Below are 16438 nucleotides of genomic sequence, written 5' to 3' on the forward strand. Positions count from 1 at the left end.
TGGGAGCGAGCGCGCTCGCATTTGGAAGCGTGTCAGGAGTGCGCGCTGCAAACTACGGACCCGGCGTCACTGATACCGAGATCAAGCTCGGGACCACTGCACCTTACAGCGGCCCGGCGTCCGGATACGGCGTCTACGGGCAGGCGCAGACAGCCTATTTCCAGATGATCAACGACAATGGCGGCATCAACGGCAGAAAGGTCAACCTGATCTCGCTCGACAATGCGTTCTCGCCGCCGAAGGCCGTCGAGCAGACCCGAAAGCTGGTGGAATCGGAGGAGGTGTTTGCGATCGCCGGCTTCCTCGGCACGGCGGCGAATGCCGCGGTGATGAAGTATCTCAACGCCAAGAAGGTGCCCAACCTTTTCCTGACCTCGGGCGCCGAGCGCTTCAACGATCCCAGGGAATTTCCGTGGATCGTGCCGTTCTATCCGATCTATGTCGCGCAGGGAGCCGTGCTGGGGGCGCATATCCTGAGCGAGAAGCCGGATGCGAAGATCGCGATCCAGTACGTGAACGACGATCTCGGCAAGGACTTTCTCCGCGGCCTGAAGAAAGGGCTCGGCGGCAAGGCCAGCGCCATCGTCAAGGAAGTCAGCCACGAAATCACGGAGCCGACGATCGACAACCAGGTCGCCGACTGCAGGGGGGCGGGCGCTGACGTCTTCGTGCAGCTCACCTATTCCAAGTTCGCGGCGCAGGGCATCCGCAAGGTGGCCGAGCTGGGATGGAAACCGCTCCACATCGTCAATTCGAACTGCAGCTCGATCGGCGGGACGCTGGCGCCGGCGGGGCTCGACAATGCGAAAGGTCTTGTCTCGGCATGGTGGGAAGTCATAGCGACCGATCCGCGCCAGCAGGATAAGCCCCGCGTCAAGGCCTATGTCGAATTCATGAAGAAATACATGCCGTCGGTCAGCATCGATGACAACACCGCAACGCCCGGCTACAACAACGCCTACATGATCGAGCAGGTCTTGAGGCGGTGCGGCAACGAACTCACGCGCGAAAACCTGCTCAAGCACGCAACCTCGCTCAAAGACGAGCAGCCGCCGCTGTTTCTGGACGGCATCAAGGTCGGTAATTCTCCAACCGACTATCGCGCCGTTCACAACCTTCAAATCACCCGCTTTGACGGCGCCAACTGGGTTCCGGTCGGGGACATGATCGATCTCGACGGCATTGCGTCGTGAACTCGGCCCTCGAGTGATGCGGCCGATACGGCAATCCAGCCCAACGCCAATCTGAGGGTGCGACATCGTCTCGCGAGCTGACGGATTACTCATCCTCGGAGGCAACCGAGGCTGGTGGCGGCCTTACGCCACCGCCCGCCGCTTTTTCCGCGTTTTGGAGCGCTGCGTTTCTCCCTCCTCGTCGTCGCTCATGTTGGCGACCGTGCCGTCCGACATCGCGAGGAGGTTCCGCTTCATGGCGAGGAGTGCGTCGGAAGCGTCTTCCAGCTGCTTTCGGTCGATGCCGTTGACGATCTTGGCGTTGAACTTGTCGGTTTCCTTCCGGAGCTTCTCGAGGAAGCCGCGCGCCTGCTTGGTGACGTAAACGCGCTTGACGCGGCGGTCGACCGGATCGGCCTGGCGGATCACGAAGCCGGAGGATTCGAGGCGGTCGATCAGGGCTCCGACGGCGACCTTGCCGACATCGAGCTCGTTGGCGAGCTGAACCTGGGGAAGGCCGTCCTTGCGGGAGATGAACGCCAGCACCCACCATTGCGAGCGGGTGATCCCGAGCGGCGCCAGTGCACGATCGAACATCATCCTCCTGAGCCGCGATACGTCGTGGATGAGATATCCAAGCCGAAGATCCCAATCGGGCTGATCAACCATTGATACTTCCCTTGCGGCGAGTCGGAGGGTTGAGGTCAACCAATACCATACACCAGCGTATTTTAAATGGAAGGTCACGCCATCGGGACGAAATCGCCGCCGCCCCATCACGGATCGATTTACATAAGAAGTACGCTAGTGTATTACTTGTGAGAGGTCGAAGACCGCGGAAGCAGCCGATCACGGCAAATTCTGCCATAGGGAAGGAAGTCTCCCATGTTCGATGCGGCCGTGCTGAAGGGAAAGCGCATCCTGGTGACGGGCGGAGGGACCGGACTCGGCAAGGAGATGTCGGTCGGGTTCGCTGCCCATGGTGCCCATGTCTACATCTGCGGGCGGCGCAAGGAGGTGCTCGACCAGGCCGCGCAGGACATCCGTGCGCGGTCGGGCGGGCAGGCGACGGCGCTGCTCGCCAATGTGCGCGATCCCGACAGCATCGATGCCATGCTGGCCAGCATCTGGACCGAGGGGCCGCTCACCGGGCTCGTCAACAATGCGGCCGCCAACTTCCTGGCGCCGACCGAAAGCCTGTCGCCACGCGGCTACGAGGCGGTGCGCTCGACGGTGATGGACGGCTCGTTCTACACCTCGCTCGCCTGCGGCAAGCGGTGGATCGCGGCGGGCCTGCCCGGCGTCATCATCAGCAACCTCGTGACGTGGGTGTGGACCGGATCGGCCTATGTGGTACCGGCGGCGATGGCGAAAGCGGCCGTGCACGCCATGACCATGTCGCTTGCGGTCGAGTGGGGGCCGAAGAATATCCGCGTCAATGCGATCGCGCCCGGGCCGTTCCCGACCGAAGGGGCCTGGGACAAGCTCAATCCGCTGGCCGAAACCGGCATCGGCGCGACGCAGGCGGAGGAGGTACCGCTGCGCCGCTTCGGCAAGATGGACGAGCTGCGCAATCTCCTGATCTTCCTGATGTCGGACGGTTGCAGCTACATCACCGGCGACACGATCAGCATCGATGGCGGTCATCATCTGGCCGCGCCCAGCACCTTCGCGGGGCTCTCGAAGTTGTCATCCGCCGACTGGCAGCGCGCGCGGGAGGCCATCCAGGCCTCGGTGCAGAAGGAAAAGCAGGCACGCTCGATCTAGTCACGGAGAAAGAGATGTCGAGGGGACTGGCCATGGCGACCAAGAGCTTTGAATGCACCGTGGGCGATGGTCTGGCCCATATCGTGCTCGATCGGGCCGAGCGCGGCAATCCGATCGATGGCGAGTTCTGCCGCGAATTCAGCCTTGCCATAGCCGAGTTGAGCGAGCGTGCCGATGTGCGCGCGCTGCTGCTGTCGGCGCGCGGGCGGCTGTTCAGCGTCGGCGGCGACTTGACGTCGCTGATCAGCCAGGGCGATGCGCTGCCGACAATGATCAAGGTGTGGACGGCGGACCTTCATGTCGCGATCGCCAGAATGGTGCGCATGCGAGCACCCGTCGTCGCCGCCATTCACGGCAATGTCGCCGGCGGTAGCGTGTCGCTGATGGTGGCCGCAGACCTCGTGGTGATGGCGGAGACGGCGAAAATCTCGGCGGCGTTCTCCAGGATCGGCTTCAGCCCGGACAGCGGATCGACCACGACGGTCACGCGGCGGATCGGCGTGGCACGCGCCCGGCGGTTCTTCCTGCTCGGCGAAACGCTTGACGCCAAATCGGCGCTTGCGCTGGGACTGGTCGACTTCGTCGTTCCCGCTGACGCGGTGCAGTCCGAGGCTGCCCGCATCGCCGGAGAACTTGCCGTTGGCCCGACGGAGGCGTTCGGCGCGATCAAGCGGCTGTTTTCCCGGACCAACGATCGATCGTTCGAAAGCCAGCTCGAGGACGAGGCCGAGACGCTTGCCGCGATTTCGCGGACGGCGGACGCGCGTGAAGGCGTCAGGGCCTTCGTCGAGAAGCGCAAGCCGGTGTTTGCCGGGGAGTGATCTTCGAAGGCGACAATCTGGACCATTGGCAGTATGTAGTACGATAAAGTAAGGTACACACATATACTAAATAATCCGGCCGTGAAGCCGGAACCGACACAGCAGCGCAGGAGGGACACATGGCCGTGGCAGCCGCCAAACTGGATACGTCTCATGCCGGCTTCCGCGAAGCCGGCTACTGGCTCGACAAGACCGTCGATCAGCTTCTCACCGAGGCCGTCGAGAAGGCGCCCGACAAGGTTGCGATCGTCGCCGATCGGGCGGATCGGGACCAGGCGACACGTTTCACTTATCGGGAGCTGGAGAGGCTGGCGGATCGCGCCGCGAGCTCGCTGCTGCGGCTCGGTGTCGGGCGCAGCGACGTCGTCACCGTGCAACTGCCCAATTGGTGGGAGTTCGTCGTCACCGCGTTCGCGTGCAGCAAGATCGGCGCGGTGATGAATCCGGTGATGCCGATCCTGCGCGAGCGCGAGCTGCTCTACATCCTGAATTTCTGCCAGGCAAAAGTCTTCATCGTGCCGAACAGATATCGCGGGTTCGACTATGCTACGATGGCGCAGGGCATGCGCGCGGACCTGCCGCACCTCAAGCATGTGATCGTTGCCGACGGCGAGGGCGAGACCGGCTTCGAACGGATGCTGTTGTCGTCCGAGCCCGACGAGCCGCCTTCCGGCTTGCGTCCGGACGACACGGCCGTGCTGATGTTCACGTCTGGCACCACGGGCGAGCCCAAAGGCGTTATGCACACGTCGAATTCGCTGATCGCCTGCTGCAAGGCGCTGTCGGGGCGGTTCGGACTCGATTCCAGCGATGTGCTGCTGGTGGCCTCGCCGGTCGGGCATATGACGGGTTACGCCGCGATCGTGCTGCTCTCGGTCTATCTCGGCGGCACGATGATCCTACAGGATGTCTGGGAGGCCAGGCGCGGCGCCGGCCTGATGGCGCGCGAGGGTGTCACTTACACGGCAGCGTCGACGCCGTTCCTCAGCGACATCTGCGACGCCGTGAAGGCGGGTGCGGCGCGGCCGAATAGCCTGCGTTCGTTCCTGTGCGGCGGTGCCCCGATCCCGTCCGTCCTGATTGAGCGTGCGGCCGCCGAACTCGGTCTTACGGTCTGCTCGCTCTGGGGCATGACGGAAGTCCTGTCGGGCACGCTGACCGAGCCGGCGCGCGCAGCCGAGAAATCCGCGAGCACGGACGGCCGGCCACTCGAAGGAATGGAAATCAGCGTCGTCGATACCGAAGGACGGCCGGCGCCTATAGGCGAGCCCGGGCGGCTGCTGGTTCGTGGCGCCCAGATGTTCAAGGGCTACTACAAGCGGCCCGAGCTGCTTACTTTCGACAATGATGGCTGGTTCGACTCCGGCGACCTCGCCTACATGGATAAGGACGGCTATATCCGCATTTCCGGCCGCGTGAAGGATATCCTGATCCGCGGCGGCGAGAACGTGCCCGTCGTCGAGATCGAGAACCTGCTCTACAAGCATCCCGCGGTCTCCGCCGTCGCGGTGGTCGGCTTCCCGGATGCCCGGCTCGGCGAGCGCGGCTGTGCGTTCATCGTTCCCCGCACCGGCAGCACGATCGATTTGACGGCAGTGCAGGCCTATCTGGGGGAGGCGAGGATGGCGAAGCAGTTCTGGCCCGAGCGTGTCGAGCTCCTGGCCGAGCTGCCGCGTACGGCAAGCGGCAAGATCCAGAAGTTCAAGCTGCGCGAGATCGCCGCGGCCTTTGCCGACGCGAAATAGTCACTGGTCGGAGTAGGTCGGATCCCGCCGCTCGCGAAACGCGTCGACCGCTTCCGCATGATCATGCGTCTCCAGCAGGATCACCTGCTGGCGATCTTCCAGCATCAGCGCGGCATCGAGGCTCGGTGCGTCGATCAGCGTGTTGAGCGCCTGCTTTGTCATGCGCAGCCCCATCGGCGAGACCCGCAGCATCTCCTCGGCGAACGCCAGTCCCCTTGCCAGCAGCTCGTCAGCCCGAGCGATCTCACTGACAAGTCCGATCGCCTTCGCGCGCTCGGCCTTGAGGAAGCGTCCGGTGAGCAGGAGCTCCGAGGTCACGGAGAGCCCGACCAGCCGCGGCAGGAGATAGCCCGAGCCCATGTCGCAGCCGCCGACGCCGATGCGGATATAGGCTGCGTTCATGCGGGCATCCGGTGCGGCGAAGCGGACGTCGCAGGCGAGCAGGAAGGAGAAGCCCGCGCCGCATGCCGCGCCGTGGACGAGCCCGATGATCGGCTGCGGGCATGATCGCATCAGGCGGATCACGCCGGAATAGTTCTGCTGCATCTTGAGCTGGCGCTGCGGCCGCCCCCTCCCAGGGGCGGCGAACGCCTCCGATCCCAAATCGGCCCCGGCGGAGAATTGCGGCCCGTTGCCGCGCAGCATCACGACCCGCGTGGTCGGCCGTTCGTGGAGCGCGGAGAAGTACGCGGTCAGTTCCGCGATCATCTCGGGCGAGACCGCATTGAGCTGGCCCGGCCGGTTCAAGGTCAGGATCTCGATCGCGCCGCGGGTCTCGACAGTGATGGTATTCGGTGGCGTCACGGGTGCGTTCCCATCGTTCATTGTTCTTGATCAGATAGTAATATAGTGTACGGTAATAATGCGCAATACCATGAGCATTCCGGCCGCCGATCGGGAGGCCGGCGGCCAGAGGACCTTCAGGGAGGCGAGGCGATGCCATACCAGTCCGTGTTCAGGCCGGATCTGTTCCGCGGCCAGACGGTCATCGTGACCGGCGGCGGCAGCGGGATCGGGCGCTGCACCGCTCACGAGCTCGCGGCGCTGAGCGCGAATGTGGCCATCCTCGGCAGGACGATCGAGAAGCTCATCGAAGTGCAGCGGGAGATCGAGGAGGATGGCGGGCAGGCGATGAGCCATGCCTGCGACATCCGTGACGAGACCATGGTGGCCGCCGCCATCGATGCGGTGCTGGCGCGCTACGGCCGCATCGATGGCCTGGTCAACAATGCCGGCGGCCAATTCCGTGCGCCGCTGAAGGCGATCTCGACCAAGGGGTTCGAGGCCGTCGTGCGCAACAACCTGACCGGCGGCTTCATTTTCATGCGCGAGGTCTTTAACCGCTGGATGGAGGCCAATGGCGGCGCGATCGTGAACATCATTGCCGACATCTGGCACGGCTGGCCGGAATTCGGCCACTCGGCGGCGGCGCGCGGCGGCATGTTGACCCTGACCGAGACGGCGGCCTGCGAATGGTCGGCTTCGGGCGTCCGTGTCAACGCGGTCGCGCCGGGCGGCATCGTGTCGAGCGGCTTCGACACCTACACGCCCGAGATGCAGAAGAAGCTGCATGACTTCACCGAGCGCGTGCCGTTGCAGCGCTTTGGCACCGAGGCGGAGATATCGGCCGCCATCGTCTATCTGCTGTCGCCGGCGGCGGCCTATATCACCGGCTCCTGCCTCCGCGTCGACGGCGGAACGCCCAATGCACGCACCACCTGGAAGCTCGAGCCGCACAGCCGCAGCGTGCCGTTCGAAGGCTTCCATCGCGTCAAGCTACCCGAGGTGATGAAGCGCAAGGCGAACGCGTACCCGCTCGCTCAATCCACCGCGATGATCAGCTTGCCATGGTTCTCGCCGCGGTAAAGCCGGGCGATCGCGCCGGGCGCGTGGGCGAGGCCCGGCAGGATTTCCTCGTCATGAACGATCTTGCCGGCAAACGCGAGCTCGGCGAGGTGCGCTGCTGCCGTTTCGAACTCGGCGACGTGATCGAATATGATGAAGCCGCACCAGCGCAGGCGCCGGGTGAGGATCTCGCGCTCGGGGCGCGGGCCGGTTGGGACGGGAGTCCAGGATGCATTCGCCGCCGTGCCGCACTGGATCACGCGTCCACGCAGCCGCATGGTGCGAATGGCGGCATCGGCGATCGGACCGCCGGTATTGTCGAAGAAGATGTCGTTGCCGTCGGGACACGCGGCGCGGATGGCCGCGCCGATATCGGCCGCCTCCCGGTAGTTGATCATCTCTTGATAGCCGAAGCGCGCTTTGGCTCGCGCGGCCTTGTCGGCCGAGCCGGTGAGCCCGACCGCGCGGCAACCGGCGATGCACGCGAGCTGGCCGACGAACCCTCCGACGCTGCCGGCTGCCGTCGACACCAGCACATGCTCTCCGGGCTTGGGATCGCCGAGGCCGTGAAACGCAAGGTAGGCGGTGATGCCGTTCATGCCGAGCACGCTCAGATTGGCGCTGAGCGGCAGGCGCGATGGAGCGACGCGGCGCAGCACCGCGTCGGGTGTGGTGACGCAATAACGCTGCCAGCCAAACCAGCCGTAGACATGCTCGCCCGGCCGAAACTGCGGAACGTTGCTCTCCAGGATCTCGCCCACTGCGAGCGCGCGCATCGGGGTGTCGAGCGGCACCGGCGCGCTGTAGTTCCCTTCATCGTTGGCCCATCCGCGTTGCGCCGGATCGACCGAGAGATAGCGATTGGCGATCAGGATCTCGCCCGCGTCGGGCGCGGCGACCGGTTCCGTCACCAGCGAAAAATGCTGTGCTTGCGGGATCCCGCGCGGCCGCGCCGCGAGCCGGACCTGCCGGTTTTCACGATAGGTCATGAGCGCTCCTCATAAGTCGTACGCTTGTGTACGATATGACTATACGGTAGAAATCGGATGGGAGACAAGGAGGTCCCGGCGGCTCCGGCCGCCGGATGACCCTGCAACGATACAGGAAGAGGCAAGCGAATGGCGGGGCTTTACTTCGAGCAGTTTTCGGTAGGGCAGACATTTGTCCATGAGATCAGGCGGACCGTAACCGACATGGACAATATCCTGTTCTCGTCGCTGACCTACAATCCGGCAGCGGTGCATATCGATCACGAGTATGCCAAGGGCACCGAGTTCGGAAAGCCACTGATGAATTCGATCTTCACGCTCGGCCTCATTATCGGCTTGTCGGTGCAGGACACGACCTTGGGCACCACCGTCGGCAATCTCGGCATGGAGGACACGCGATTCCCCAAGCCGGTGTTTGCCGGCGACACGCTGCGTGCCGAGACCAAGGTCGTCGCGGTCCGCGAGAGCAAGTCGCGGCCGACACAGGGCATCGTGACCTTCGAGCATCGCGGCTTCAACCAGCACAACGAAGAGGTGATGTATTGCCGCCGGAACGGGTTGATGATGCGGAGGCCGTCATGAAACTGCGCTCACTTCTCTTCGTGCCTGCCGACAGCGAACGCAAGTTCGTCAAGGCAGACCGGATCGGCGCCGATGCCTTGATCCTCGATCTCGAAGATTCGGTGGCGCCCGGTCGCAAGGCCCTTGCGCGTGATGCCGTGAAGACCTTGCTGGGCGGCGGTTCGAGAAACTGGTCCTTCCTGGTCCGGATCAATCCGCTCGGCACCGGGCTCACGCTGGAGGATCTGGCGGCCGTGGTTCGTCCCGGCCTAGACGGCATCCTGATCCCCAAGGTCAACGGCATCGAGGACGTCGACCTGGTTTCGCACTATGTCGATGTGCTCGAGGTAGCGAACGGCGTTGCGCCCGGTCACGTCAAGCTCCTCGTCGTCGCGACCGAAACGCCCGCGGCGATGATCGGTTTCAGCGGCTATGCGCACAAGAACAAGCGGCTGGTGGGCGTGACCTGGGGCGGTGAGGACTTGAGCGCGGCGCTCGGCGCGCTGACGCCACGCGAAGCCGATGGGAGCTGGACCTTTCCCTACCAGGTGGCGCGCGCGCAGTGTTTGTTCGCGGCCGGTGCCGCCGACGCCGCGGCGCTCGAAACCCTGTATGTCGACTTCAGGGATCAGCAGGGGCTCGCCGAAAGCTGCAGGATCGCGCGCCGCGATGGCTTTGTCGGCCGCATTGCGATCCACCCGGATCAGGTCGCGACCATCAACCGCTGTTTCACGCCGTCGGATGACGATCTGGCCCACGCGCGGCGCGTCGTTGCTGCCTTCGCCGCCGCGCCGGATGTCGGTACCGTCGGGATCGACGGCAAAATGTACGACATTCCGCATCTGGTCGCGGCAAGACGAACCTTGGCATCGGTCGGGGAGGGCAGTTCGAATGGATAGGTCCTTTGCCAATCAACTCGACGTGCCCGAGGATCACGCCGCCATTCGCGAGGGCGTTCGCGCCGTCGTATCGCGCTTCGACGACGAGTATTGGCTGGCCCGCGACGATGACGGCGAATTCCCGCGCGAATTCCACCGCGCCATGGCGGATGCCGGTTGGCTCGGCATCACGATGCCGGAGGAATATGGCGGCGCAGGTCTGGGCGTGACCGAAGCCGCGATCATGATGCACGAAGTCGCAAGCCATGGCGGCGGCATGACGTCGGCCTCCGCGGTGCACATCAACCTGTTCGGGCCGCATCCGATCGTGGTGAAAGGCACCGATGAGCAGAAGCGGCGCTGGGTGCCGCGCCTGGTGTCTGGCGAGGATCAATGCTGTTTCGGCTTCACCGAGCCGGATGCCGGGCTCAACACCACGCGGATCAAGACCTTTGCCGAGAAGGTGCCGGGCGGATACATGGTCCATGGCCAGAAGGTCTGGACCTCCACCGCGCAGATTGCCAACAAGATCATGCTGCTGACGCGGACCACCAAGTTCGAGGATTGCAAGCGCCCGACCGACGGCATCACGATCTTTTATACCGACCTCGACCGCTCGAAGGTCGAGGTGCGCCGCATCCCGAAGATGGGACGCAAGGCGGTGGACTCCAACGCCATCTTCATCGACGGCCTGTTCATTCCGGAAGCCGACCGGATCGGCGAGGAAGGCAAGGGTTTTTCCTACATCCTGCACAGCCTCAATCCCGAGCGCATCCTGATCGCGGTCGAGGCCATCGGGATCGGGCAGGACGCGCTGCGCCGCGCGACGCGCTACGCCAGGGAGCGCGCGGTGTTCGACCGTCCGATCGGCCAGAATCAGGCGATCCAGCATCCGCTTGCCGAGAAATGGATGTATCTGGAGTCGGCATGGCTGATGGCGATGCGGGCGGCTTGGCTTTACGATTCCGGCAAGCCGTGTGGGGCCGAAGCCAACAGCGCGAAACTGCTCGGCGCACGCGCCGGCCACGACGCGGCGTGGCAGGCGATCATGACCCATGGCGGCTTCGGCTACGCCAAGGAATACCACGTCGAGCGGCTGTTCCGCGAAGTCTCGATCACCCGGTTGGCGCCGATCACCGAACAGTTGATCCTCAGCTTCATCGCCGAGAAGGTGCTGGACCTGCCGAAGAGCTACTGACCAGCGGCAAAGGCGCGGGTCGCGATCGTGGCCCGCGTCAGAGGCTGCGCGAGATCAGCTCGCGCATGATCTCCGAGGTGCCGCCATAGATGCGCAGCACCCGCGCGTCCGCGAACAGCCGGCAGATCTCGTACTCCCGCATGAAGCCGTAGCCGCCGAAGAACTGCAGGCATTGGTCGACCAGGCGCCCGTGCATCTCGGTGGTCCAGAGTTTTGCGGTCGACGCCGCATAGGTCGTGAGCTCGCCGCGGATGTGCTGCGCGAGGCACTGATCGACATAGGCCCAGCCGACCTGGAGGTCTGATTTCAGATCCGCCAGCTTGAAGCGGGTGTTCTGGAACGTTCCGACCGCCTGGCCAAACGCCTTGCGCTCCAACACATAGGCCTTGGTGATATCGAATGCCTTCTGGGCTGATGCGATCGAGTGGAGCGCAATCGTCAGCCGCTCCTGCGGCAGCTCGCTCATCAGTGCGCCCATCGCGCCGCCCTCGGAGCCGAGCAGATTGCTGACGGGAACGCGGACCTGGTCGAAGAACAGTTCCGACGTGTCTGATGACAGATGGCCGAGCTTGTCGAGCTTGCGGCCGTGCCGGAAGCCGGGACGGTCGGTCTCGACCAGGATCAGGCTCATCCCGCGCGATCCGCCGTCCGGATTGGTGCGCGTGACAGCGATCACGAGGTCGCACATCTGCCCGTTCGAGATGAAGGTCTTTTGGCCGGAGATGACGTACTCGTCGCCCTCGCGGACCGCGCGCGTACGGATGCCCTGGAGATCGCTGCCGGTCCCGGGCTCGGTCATGGCAATCGCGCAAACGGTCTTGCCGGCCACCATCCGCGGCAACCACGTCCTCTTCTGCTCCTCCGTGCCATAGCTCAGGAGGTAGCCGCAGCAGACGTCGCTATGGACCGAGAAGTCGGTCGCGGGACCCGCGAAACCGGAATAGGCGAACTCCTCGATCACGACGGCGTTGTGGCGGAAGTCGCCGCCGATACCGCCATATGCCTCGGACACTTGCGGACAGAGCAGGCCGGCCGCGCCAGCCGCCGGCCACAATGCGCGATCGATGATCCCGGCCTTTTCCCATTCCTGGAAGCGCGGCGCGATGTTCGCGGCGGCAAAGCGGCGAACGCTGTCGCGCAGCAGGGTATGCTCTTCGTCGTAGATCGGCCGATTTGGCAGCATGTCTGTCAACGGGCGAACTTGTGGAAGTCCGGATCGCGCTTCTCATTGAAGGCCGCGACGCCTTCCTTGGATTCGTCCGTGTCGTAGAATAACTTGACGGCATGCAGCGCGAAATTGCTGATGCCGCGGATGTTATCGGAATCGGCGTTGAACGACCGTTTCGCGAGCGCGATCGCGGTCGGTGAGCGCTGCGCGAGCTTGTCGGTCCAATCTTTCACCGCGTCGTCGAGTTGAGCGGCGGGAACGACCTTGTTGACGAGCCCCATCTCGCGGGCCTGTTCGGCGGTATAGCGCTCGTTGAGGAACCAGATTTCACGGGCCTTCTTGTCGCCGACGTGACGCGCGAGGAAGGCGGTGCCCCAGCCGGCGTCGACCGAGCCGACCTTGGGGCCGACCTGGCCGAACTGCGCCGTGTCGGCCGCAATCGTCAGGTCGCACAGCGTGGCGAGCACATTGCCGCCGCCGATGGCGAAGCCGTTGACCCGTGCAATCACCGGCTTCGGTACGTCGCGGATCAGGCCTTGCAACTCGTCGATGGGAAGACCGACGACGCCGCGACCGTCATACTGGCCCTGATGCGCGGACTGGTCGCCGCCGGTGCAGAACGCCTTCTCGCCGGCGCCGGTCAGCACGATACTCGCCACCTGGCGATCGTTGGCGGCGAGCTGGAATGCCTGGATGAGCTCCTCGAGCGTCTGGCCGCGGAACGCGTTGTAGACCTTCGGCCGGTTGATGATGATCCAGGCTGCGCGATCGCGGACCTCATAGACGACATCGGTGAATTGCTTGGGATCGGTCATGGCGTTTCCTTCCGCGCGTTAGATCATGTTCATTCCGCCGGAGACGGAAATGGTTTGTCCGGTGATGAATTTGCCGTCGTCGGATGCCAGCATCGCGACGATCCCGCCGTAATCTTCGGGCTCGCCCATCCGCTTGAGCGGGATGCCCCTGACCATCGCGTCCTTCCACTTCACCGCGTGCTCGCCCTCGCCAAGCACCGCTGCCATCATTGGGGTGTTGGTCGGGCCCGGGCAGACGGCGTTGAGCAGGACGTTCTTGCGCGCCAGTTCACGCGCCAGCGACTTGGTGAAAGAGATCAATCCGCCCTTGCAGGCGGAATAGACCGCCTCGTCGCTGGTCCCGACGCGCGCGGCGTCGGAAGCGATGTTGACGATGCGGCCACCGCCGCGTTCGGCCATCAGCGGTGCGATGGCCTTGTGGGTATTGAGCGGCCCATACAGGTTGATGCGGATGATCTTGTCCCATAGGTCCGTATCGGTTTTCAGGAACGGCATCGGGCGATCCCAGCCGGCATTGTTGACCAGGAGCCAGATCGGACCGAGCTCGGCTTCGACCTTTGCGACCGCGGCCTCGACGGAGGCGGCATCACCGACGTCGACGGAGTAGGTCTTGATCATGGCCTGCGGCGCGAGCTTTGCCGTCTCTTCGCCGCCCTGCGGATTGATGTCGAAGATCGCGATCTTGCAGCCTTCTTCCGCCAGCCGCAGCGTCAATCCTCGTCCGATGCCCTGTCCGCCGCCGGTCACGACGGCAACTTTCCCTGATAAGCCTTTCAACGCTGATCTCCCTTGTTGCTTGTCGCTCTTTTGGCTCTTGCAGATGACCTGGCCTCCCGAAGGAGGGAGGCCTATCCGGCCGACCCGTTCTTCTGGATGTCGAATCCGCGCTGGGAATACATCTGTCGCGCGATGATCGTTTTCATGATCTCGATCGAGCCACCGGCGATCTTGACGATCCGTGCGTCCGCATAGGCCCGCGCAATCGGGTATTCCCACATATAGCCCCAACCGCCGAACAGTTGCAGGCATTCGTCGACTGTTTCGCAGTGCAGCTCGGAGGTGAACATCTTGGCCATCGCCGCGTCGACCGGATCGAGCTTGCCCTCCATGAAGAGTGCAATGCACTTGTCGGTAAAGACCCGCGCAACGGCCGCCTTCGTCCTGAGCTCGGCGAGCTTGAACTGGGTGTTCTGGAAATCGGCCAGCTTCTGGCCGAACGCGCTGCGCTCGGAGGTATATTGGAGCGTCCAGTCGATCACCGTCTCGGTGACGGTCGCCGACCGGATCGCCTGCGCCAGCCGTTCCTGGGACAGTTTGGTCATCATCTGGGCAAATCCCTTGCCCTCCTTGCCGAGCAGATTGCCGGCAGGAATCCGGACATTGTCGAAGAACAGCTCCGACGTATCCTGCGCCTTCATGCCGAGCTTTTCCAGGTTGCGACCGCGCTTGAAGCCGTCGCGATCGCTCTCGACGATGAACAGAGTCACGCCTTTGGCGCCGGCCTGGCTGTCGGTTTTGGTCGCCAGCACGACGAAGTCGCACAGCTGGCCGTTGGAGATGAAGACCTTCTGGCCGTTGATGACGAACTCGTCGCCGTCGCGCACTGCGCGCGTCCTGATGGCCTTGAGGTCGCTGCCTGCATGAGGCTCGGTCATCCCCAGCGACCCGATCGCCTCTCCCGAGACCATCCTTGGCAGCCATTTGCGCTTCTGCGCTTCGGTCCCGAACGACAGGATATAAGTCGCAACTAGATCGGTATGGATCAGAAAGCCGGGGCCGCTGGCGCCCGACCGCCAGAGTTCCTCGAAGACGACCACGTCAAAGAGGTAATCCAGTCCCATGCCGCCATATTCCTCAGGCACGGTGCAGCAGAGCAGGCCGGCGGCGCCGGCCTTCAGCCACAGCTCCCGCGGAACGATTCCGTCTTCTTCCCACTGGGCGTGGAAGGGCACGATCTCGCGGTCGACGAAGCGGCGGACCGTCTGCCGGAAAAGTTCATGCTCCTCGCGAAAGATCGTGCGCTCGATCATTGTCAAATGGTGTCCCGTCTGATTTAGTTTGCTAGTGTACGGTATTCGGATTGGGCGCGCAACCCGAAACCGATCCAATGCAAGAATGATCGTACATCAATGAACGGTTGCGAGTGGAGGGACATCGATGGCAAGCCGGCCGGAACTGAAGCAATTTCGGATCGAGGTGATGGGTAATGGCGTGCTGCACCTCATCTTCGACATGCCCGGACGGTCGATGAACGTGCTCTCGAATGCCGCGATCGAGGAAATCGGTCTGTTTGCCGACTGGCTCAGGGAAAGCGATGTGGCTGGTGTCGTGATCCGCTCCGGCAAATCCTCGGCGTTCTGCGCAGGCGCGGATCTCGCCGAACTGGAGACCGCCTACGACATGATCATGGCGGCCCCCGCCGGCGAACGCGATCGTCTGGCCTTCGATCATTTCTTCCGGCTGAGTTGTGGCCTGCGTAAGCTCGAGACGGCTGGCAAGCCGGTGGCGGTGGCGATCGCCGGCCTTGCCTTGGGAGGCGGTTGCGAGTTCGCCCTTGCCGCGCATCACCGCGTGATCGCCGACCATCCGCAAGCGACGTTCGGCTTGCCTGAGTCACTGGTTGGTTTACTGCCGGGAGGAGGCGGAACCCAGCGACTGCCGCGCCTGATCGGAATCGAGGCGGCGCTGCCGGTCCTGCTGGACGGTGCGCGGATCGGCGGGCAGGCGGCCGTCGCGACCGGCCTCGCAGATGAACTGGTGGCGCCGGGCGAGGAGGTCGCCGCCGCCGAACGCTGGGTGTTGTCACAGCTGCTAGCCGAGCAACCCTGGGATCAGCCGGACTGGCGCGCAGCAGACGCAGTGGGCGTCGCGGCCATGATCGCAGAAGCGCGCGGCAACATGCTTGCCGAGACGCTCGGACACTATCCGGCGCCGTCAGCCATTCTCGACTGCATCGAGCAGGGACTTCCACAGGATTTCGACACGGCGATCCGCACCGAGATGCAGATCTTTGCCAGGCTCATTCAGCGGCGGGAGCCGCGCAACATGATCAGGACACTGTTTCTTGGCCGGCTCGACTATGAGCGGTTCAGGAAGAAGGAGATCAATCCGAAGATCATGGAGGCTGTCACGGCAGTATCGGAGGTCCTTGGCGCGGGTTCGGAGCCTGGCAGCGAGCTGTCCGTTGCCTTTGCACGGGCCGGTTTTCATATCGACGGGCAACGCAAGCCCGACTTCGATGGTCGCATCGCAGGCGACGCCTACTGGCATGAGGATGAATCGAACGGCTGGGGCAAGCAGCTGCTGCGCTCCCGGCTCGCGGACGCGGATGCGGCGGCCGCGGCCTGGCGCGGGCGGCTCAACGAGGCGGAACGGCGGGCTGCCGATTACGTGCTGGTCACGCAGTGTGGCTTTCCGGCCTATCTGGGTGGCTTGTTTGCGGCGGGGTTGAACTAGCTCGCGCTTCAGGAAGGAGATGC

General features: G+C 64.0%; 16 protein-coding genes. 9 read left to right on the top strand and 7 right to left on the bottom strand.

All coding sequences use genetic code 11. From position 1 onward, the window contains the following. Positions 1 to 38 precede the first annotated feature (38 nt). On the top strand, positions 39 to 1193 hold the full coding sequence (locus tag ACVINW_RS16000) for an ABC transporter substrate-binding protein (protein WP_456752191.1): 1155 nt from the start codon (positions 39 to 41) through the stop codon (positions 1191 to 1193). 123 nt (positions 1194 to 1316) lie between these two features. On the opposite strand, the gene ACVINW_RS16005 is transcribed toward ACVINW_RS16000, so the two are convergent. Continuing rightward, entirely contained in the window at positions 1317 to 1769 is a 453-nt protein-coding gene (locus ACVINW_RS16005) for a MarR family winged helix-turn-helix transcriptional regulator (protein WP_456752192.1), read from the bottom strand. Between the two features lie 288 nt (positions 1770 to 2057). Here ACVINW_RS16005 and ACVINW_RS16010 point away from each other — a divergent pair, with 288 nt between their 5' ends. The 3 genes from ACVINW_RS16010 to ACVINW_RS16020 all read left to right on the top strand — a co-directional run bounded on the left by ACVINW_RS16010 (position 2058) and on the right by ACVINW_RS16020 (position 5505). Then, positions 2058 to 2939, top strand: coding sequence for an SDR family oxidoreductase (locus ACVINW_RS16010; protein WP_456752193.1), 882 nt, complete (start codon positions 2058 to 2060; stop codon positions 2937 to 2939). A gap of 14 nt (positions 2940 to 2953) precedes the next feature. Then, positions 2954 to 3760 (top strand): enoyl-CoA hydratase/isomerase family protein, encoded by an 807-nt coding sequence (locus ACVINW_RS16015; protein ID WP_456752194.1) that lies wholly within the window; start codon positions 2954 to 2956, stop codon positions 3758 to 3760. Positions 3761 to 3879: 119 nt separating this feature from the next. Next, on the top strand, positions 3880 to 5505 hold the full coding sequence (locus tag ACVINW_RS16020; protein ID WP_456752195.1) for an AMP-binding protein: 1626 nt from the start codon (positions 3880 to 3882) through the stop codon (positions 5503 to 5505). Here ACVINW_RS16020 and ACVINW_RS16025 read toward each other — a convergent pair whose 3' ends face one another. Then, a complete protein-coding gene (locus ACVINW_RS16025; protein ID WP_456752196.1) occupies positions 5506 to 6309 on the bottom strand; it encodes an enoyl-CoA hydratase/isomerase family protein in 804 nt (267 codons plus the stop codon). A 132-nt stretch (positions 6310 to 6441) separates the two neighbouring features. Here ACVINW_RS16025 and ACVINW_RS16030 point away from each other — a divergent pair, with 132 nt between their 5' ends. Then, on the top strand, positions 6442 to 7371 hold the full coding sequence (locus tag ACVINW_RS16030) for an SDR family oxidoreductase (protein ID WP_456752197.1): 930 nt from the start codon (positions 6442 to 6444) through the stop codon (positions 7369 to 7371). On the opposite strand, the gene ACVINW_RS16035 is transcribed toward ACVINW_RS16030, so the two are convergent. Then, entirely contained in the window at positions 7326 to 8339 is a 1014-nt protein-coding gene (locus ACVINW_RS16035; protein ID WP_456752198.1) for an NADP-dependent oxidoreductase, read from the bottom strand. The genes ACVINW_RS16030 and ACVINW_RS16035 overlap by 46 nt on opposite strands. Before the next feature lie 129 nt (positions 8340 to 8468). On the opposite strand from ACVINW_RS16035, the gene ACVINW_RS16040 reads away from it, so the two are divergent. From ACVINW_RS16040 to ACVINW_RS16050, 3 genes are read left to right on the top strand one after another with little or no spacing between them, the layout of a single operon-like run. Further along, positions 8469 to 8921, top strand: a complete 453-nt coding sequence (locus ACVINW_RS16040; protein WP_456752199.1) for a MaoC family dehydratase — start codon at positions 8469 to 8471, stop codon at positions 8919 to 8921. Further along, positions 8882 to 9799, top strand: a complete 918-nt coding sequence (locus ACVINW_RS16045; protein ID WP_456752200.1) for an HpcH/HpaI aldolase/citrate lyase family protein — start codon at positions 8882 to 8884, stop codon at positions 9797 to 9799. The genes ACVINW_RS16040 and ACVINW_RS16045 overlap by 40 nt, the downstream gene beginning before the upstream one ends. Further along, entirely contained in the window at positions 9792 to 10976 is a 1185-nt protein-coding gene (locus tag ACVINW_RS16050; protein WP_456752201.1) for an acyl-CoA dehydrogenase family protein, read from the top strand. Before ACVINW_RS16045 ends, ACVINW_RS16050 begins: the two co-directional genes overlap by 8 nt. Positions 10977 to 11013: 37 nt before the next feature. On the opposite strand, the gene ACVINW_RS16055 is transcribed toward ACVINW_RS16050, so the two are convergent. From ACVINW_RS16055 to ACVINW_RS16070, 4 genes are all read right to left on the bottom strand, one after another. Next, positions 11014 to 12159, bottom strand: coding sequence for an acyl-CoA dehydrogenase family protein (locus ACVINW_RS16055; RefSeq protein WP_456752202.1), 1146 nt, complete (start codon positions 12157 to 12159; stop codon positions 11014 to 11016). 5 nt (positions 12160 to 12164) lie between these two features. After that, positions 12165 to 12959 carry an enoyl-CoA hydratase-related protein gene (locus ACVINW_RS16060; protein ID WP_456752203.1) on the bottom strand — a complete coding sequence of 265 codons (795 nt, stop codon included), beginning with the start codon at positions 12957 to 12959 and terminating at the stop codon, positions 12165 to 12167. A gap of 18 nt (positions 12960 to 12977) precedes the next feature. Further along, positions 12978 to 13736, bottom strand: coding sequence for an SDR family oxidoreductase (locus ACVINW_RS16065; RefSeq protein ID WP_456752204.1), 759 nt, complete (start codon positions 13734 to 13736; stop codon positions 12978 to 12980). A 71-nt stretch (positions 13737 to 13807) separates the two neighbouring features. Further along, positions 13808 to 14989, bottom strand: coding sequence for an acyl-CoA dehydrogenase family protein (locus ACVINW_RS16070; protein WP_456752205.1), 1182 nt, complete (start codon positions 14987 to 14989; stop codon positions 13808 to 13810). 127 nt (positions 14990 to 15116) lie between these two features. On the opposite strand from ACVINW_RS16070, the gene ACVINW_RS16075 reads away from it, so the two are divergent. Next, a complete protein-coding gene (locus tag ACVINW_RS16075) occupies positions 15117 to 16415 on the top strand; it encodes an enoyl-CoA hydratase-related protein (RefSeq protein WP_456752206.1) in 1299 nt (432 codons plus the stop codon). Positions 16416 to 16438 lie beyond the last annotated feature (23 nt).

Source organism: Bradyrhizobium sp. USDA 4461 (assembly GCF_054055655.1).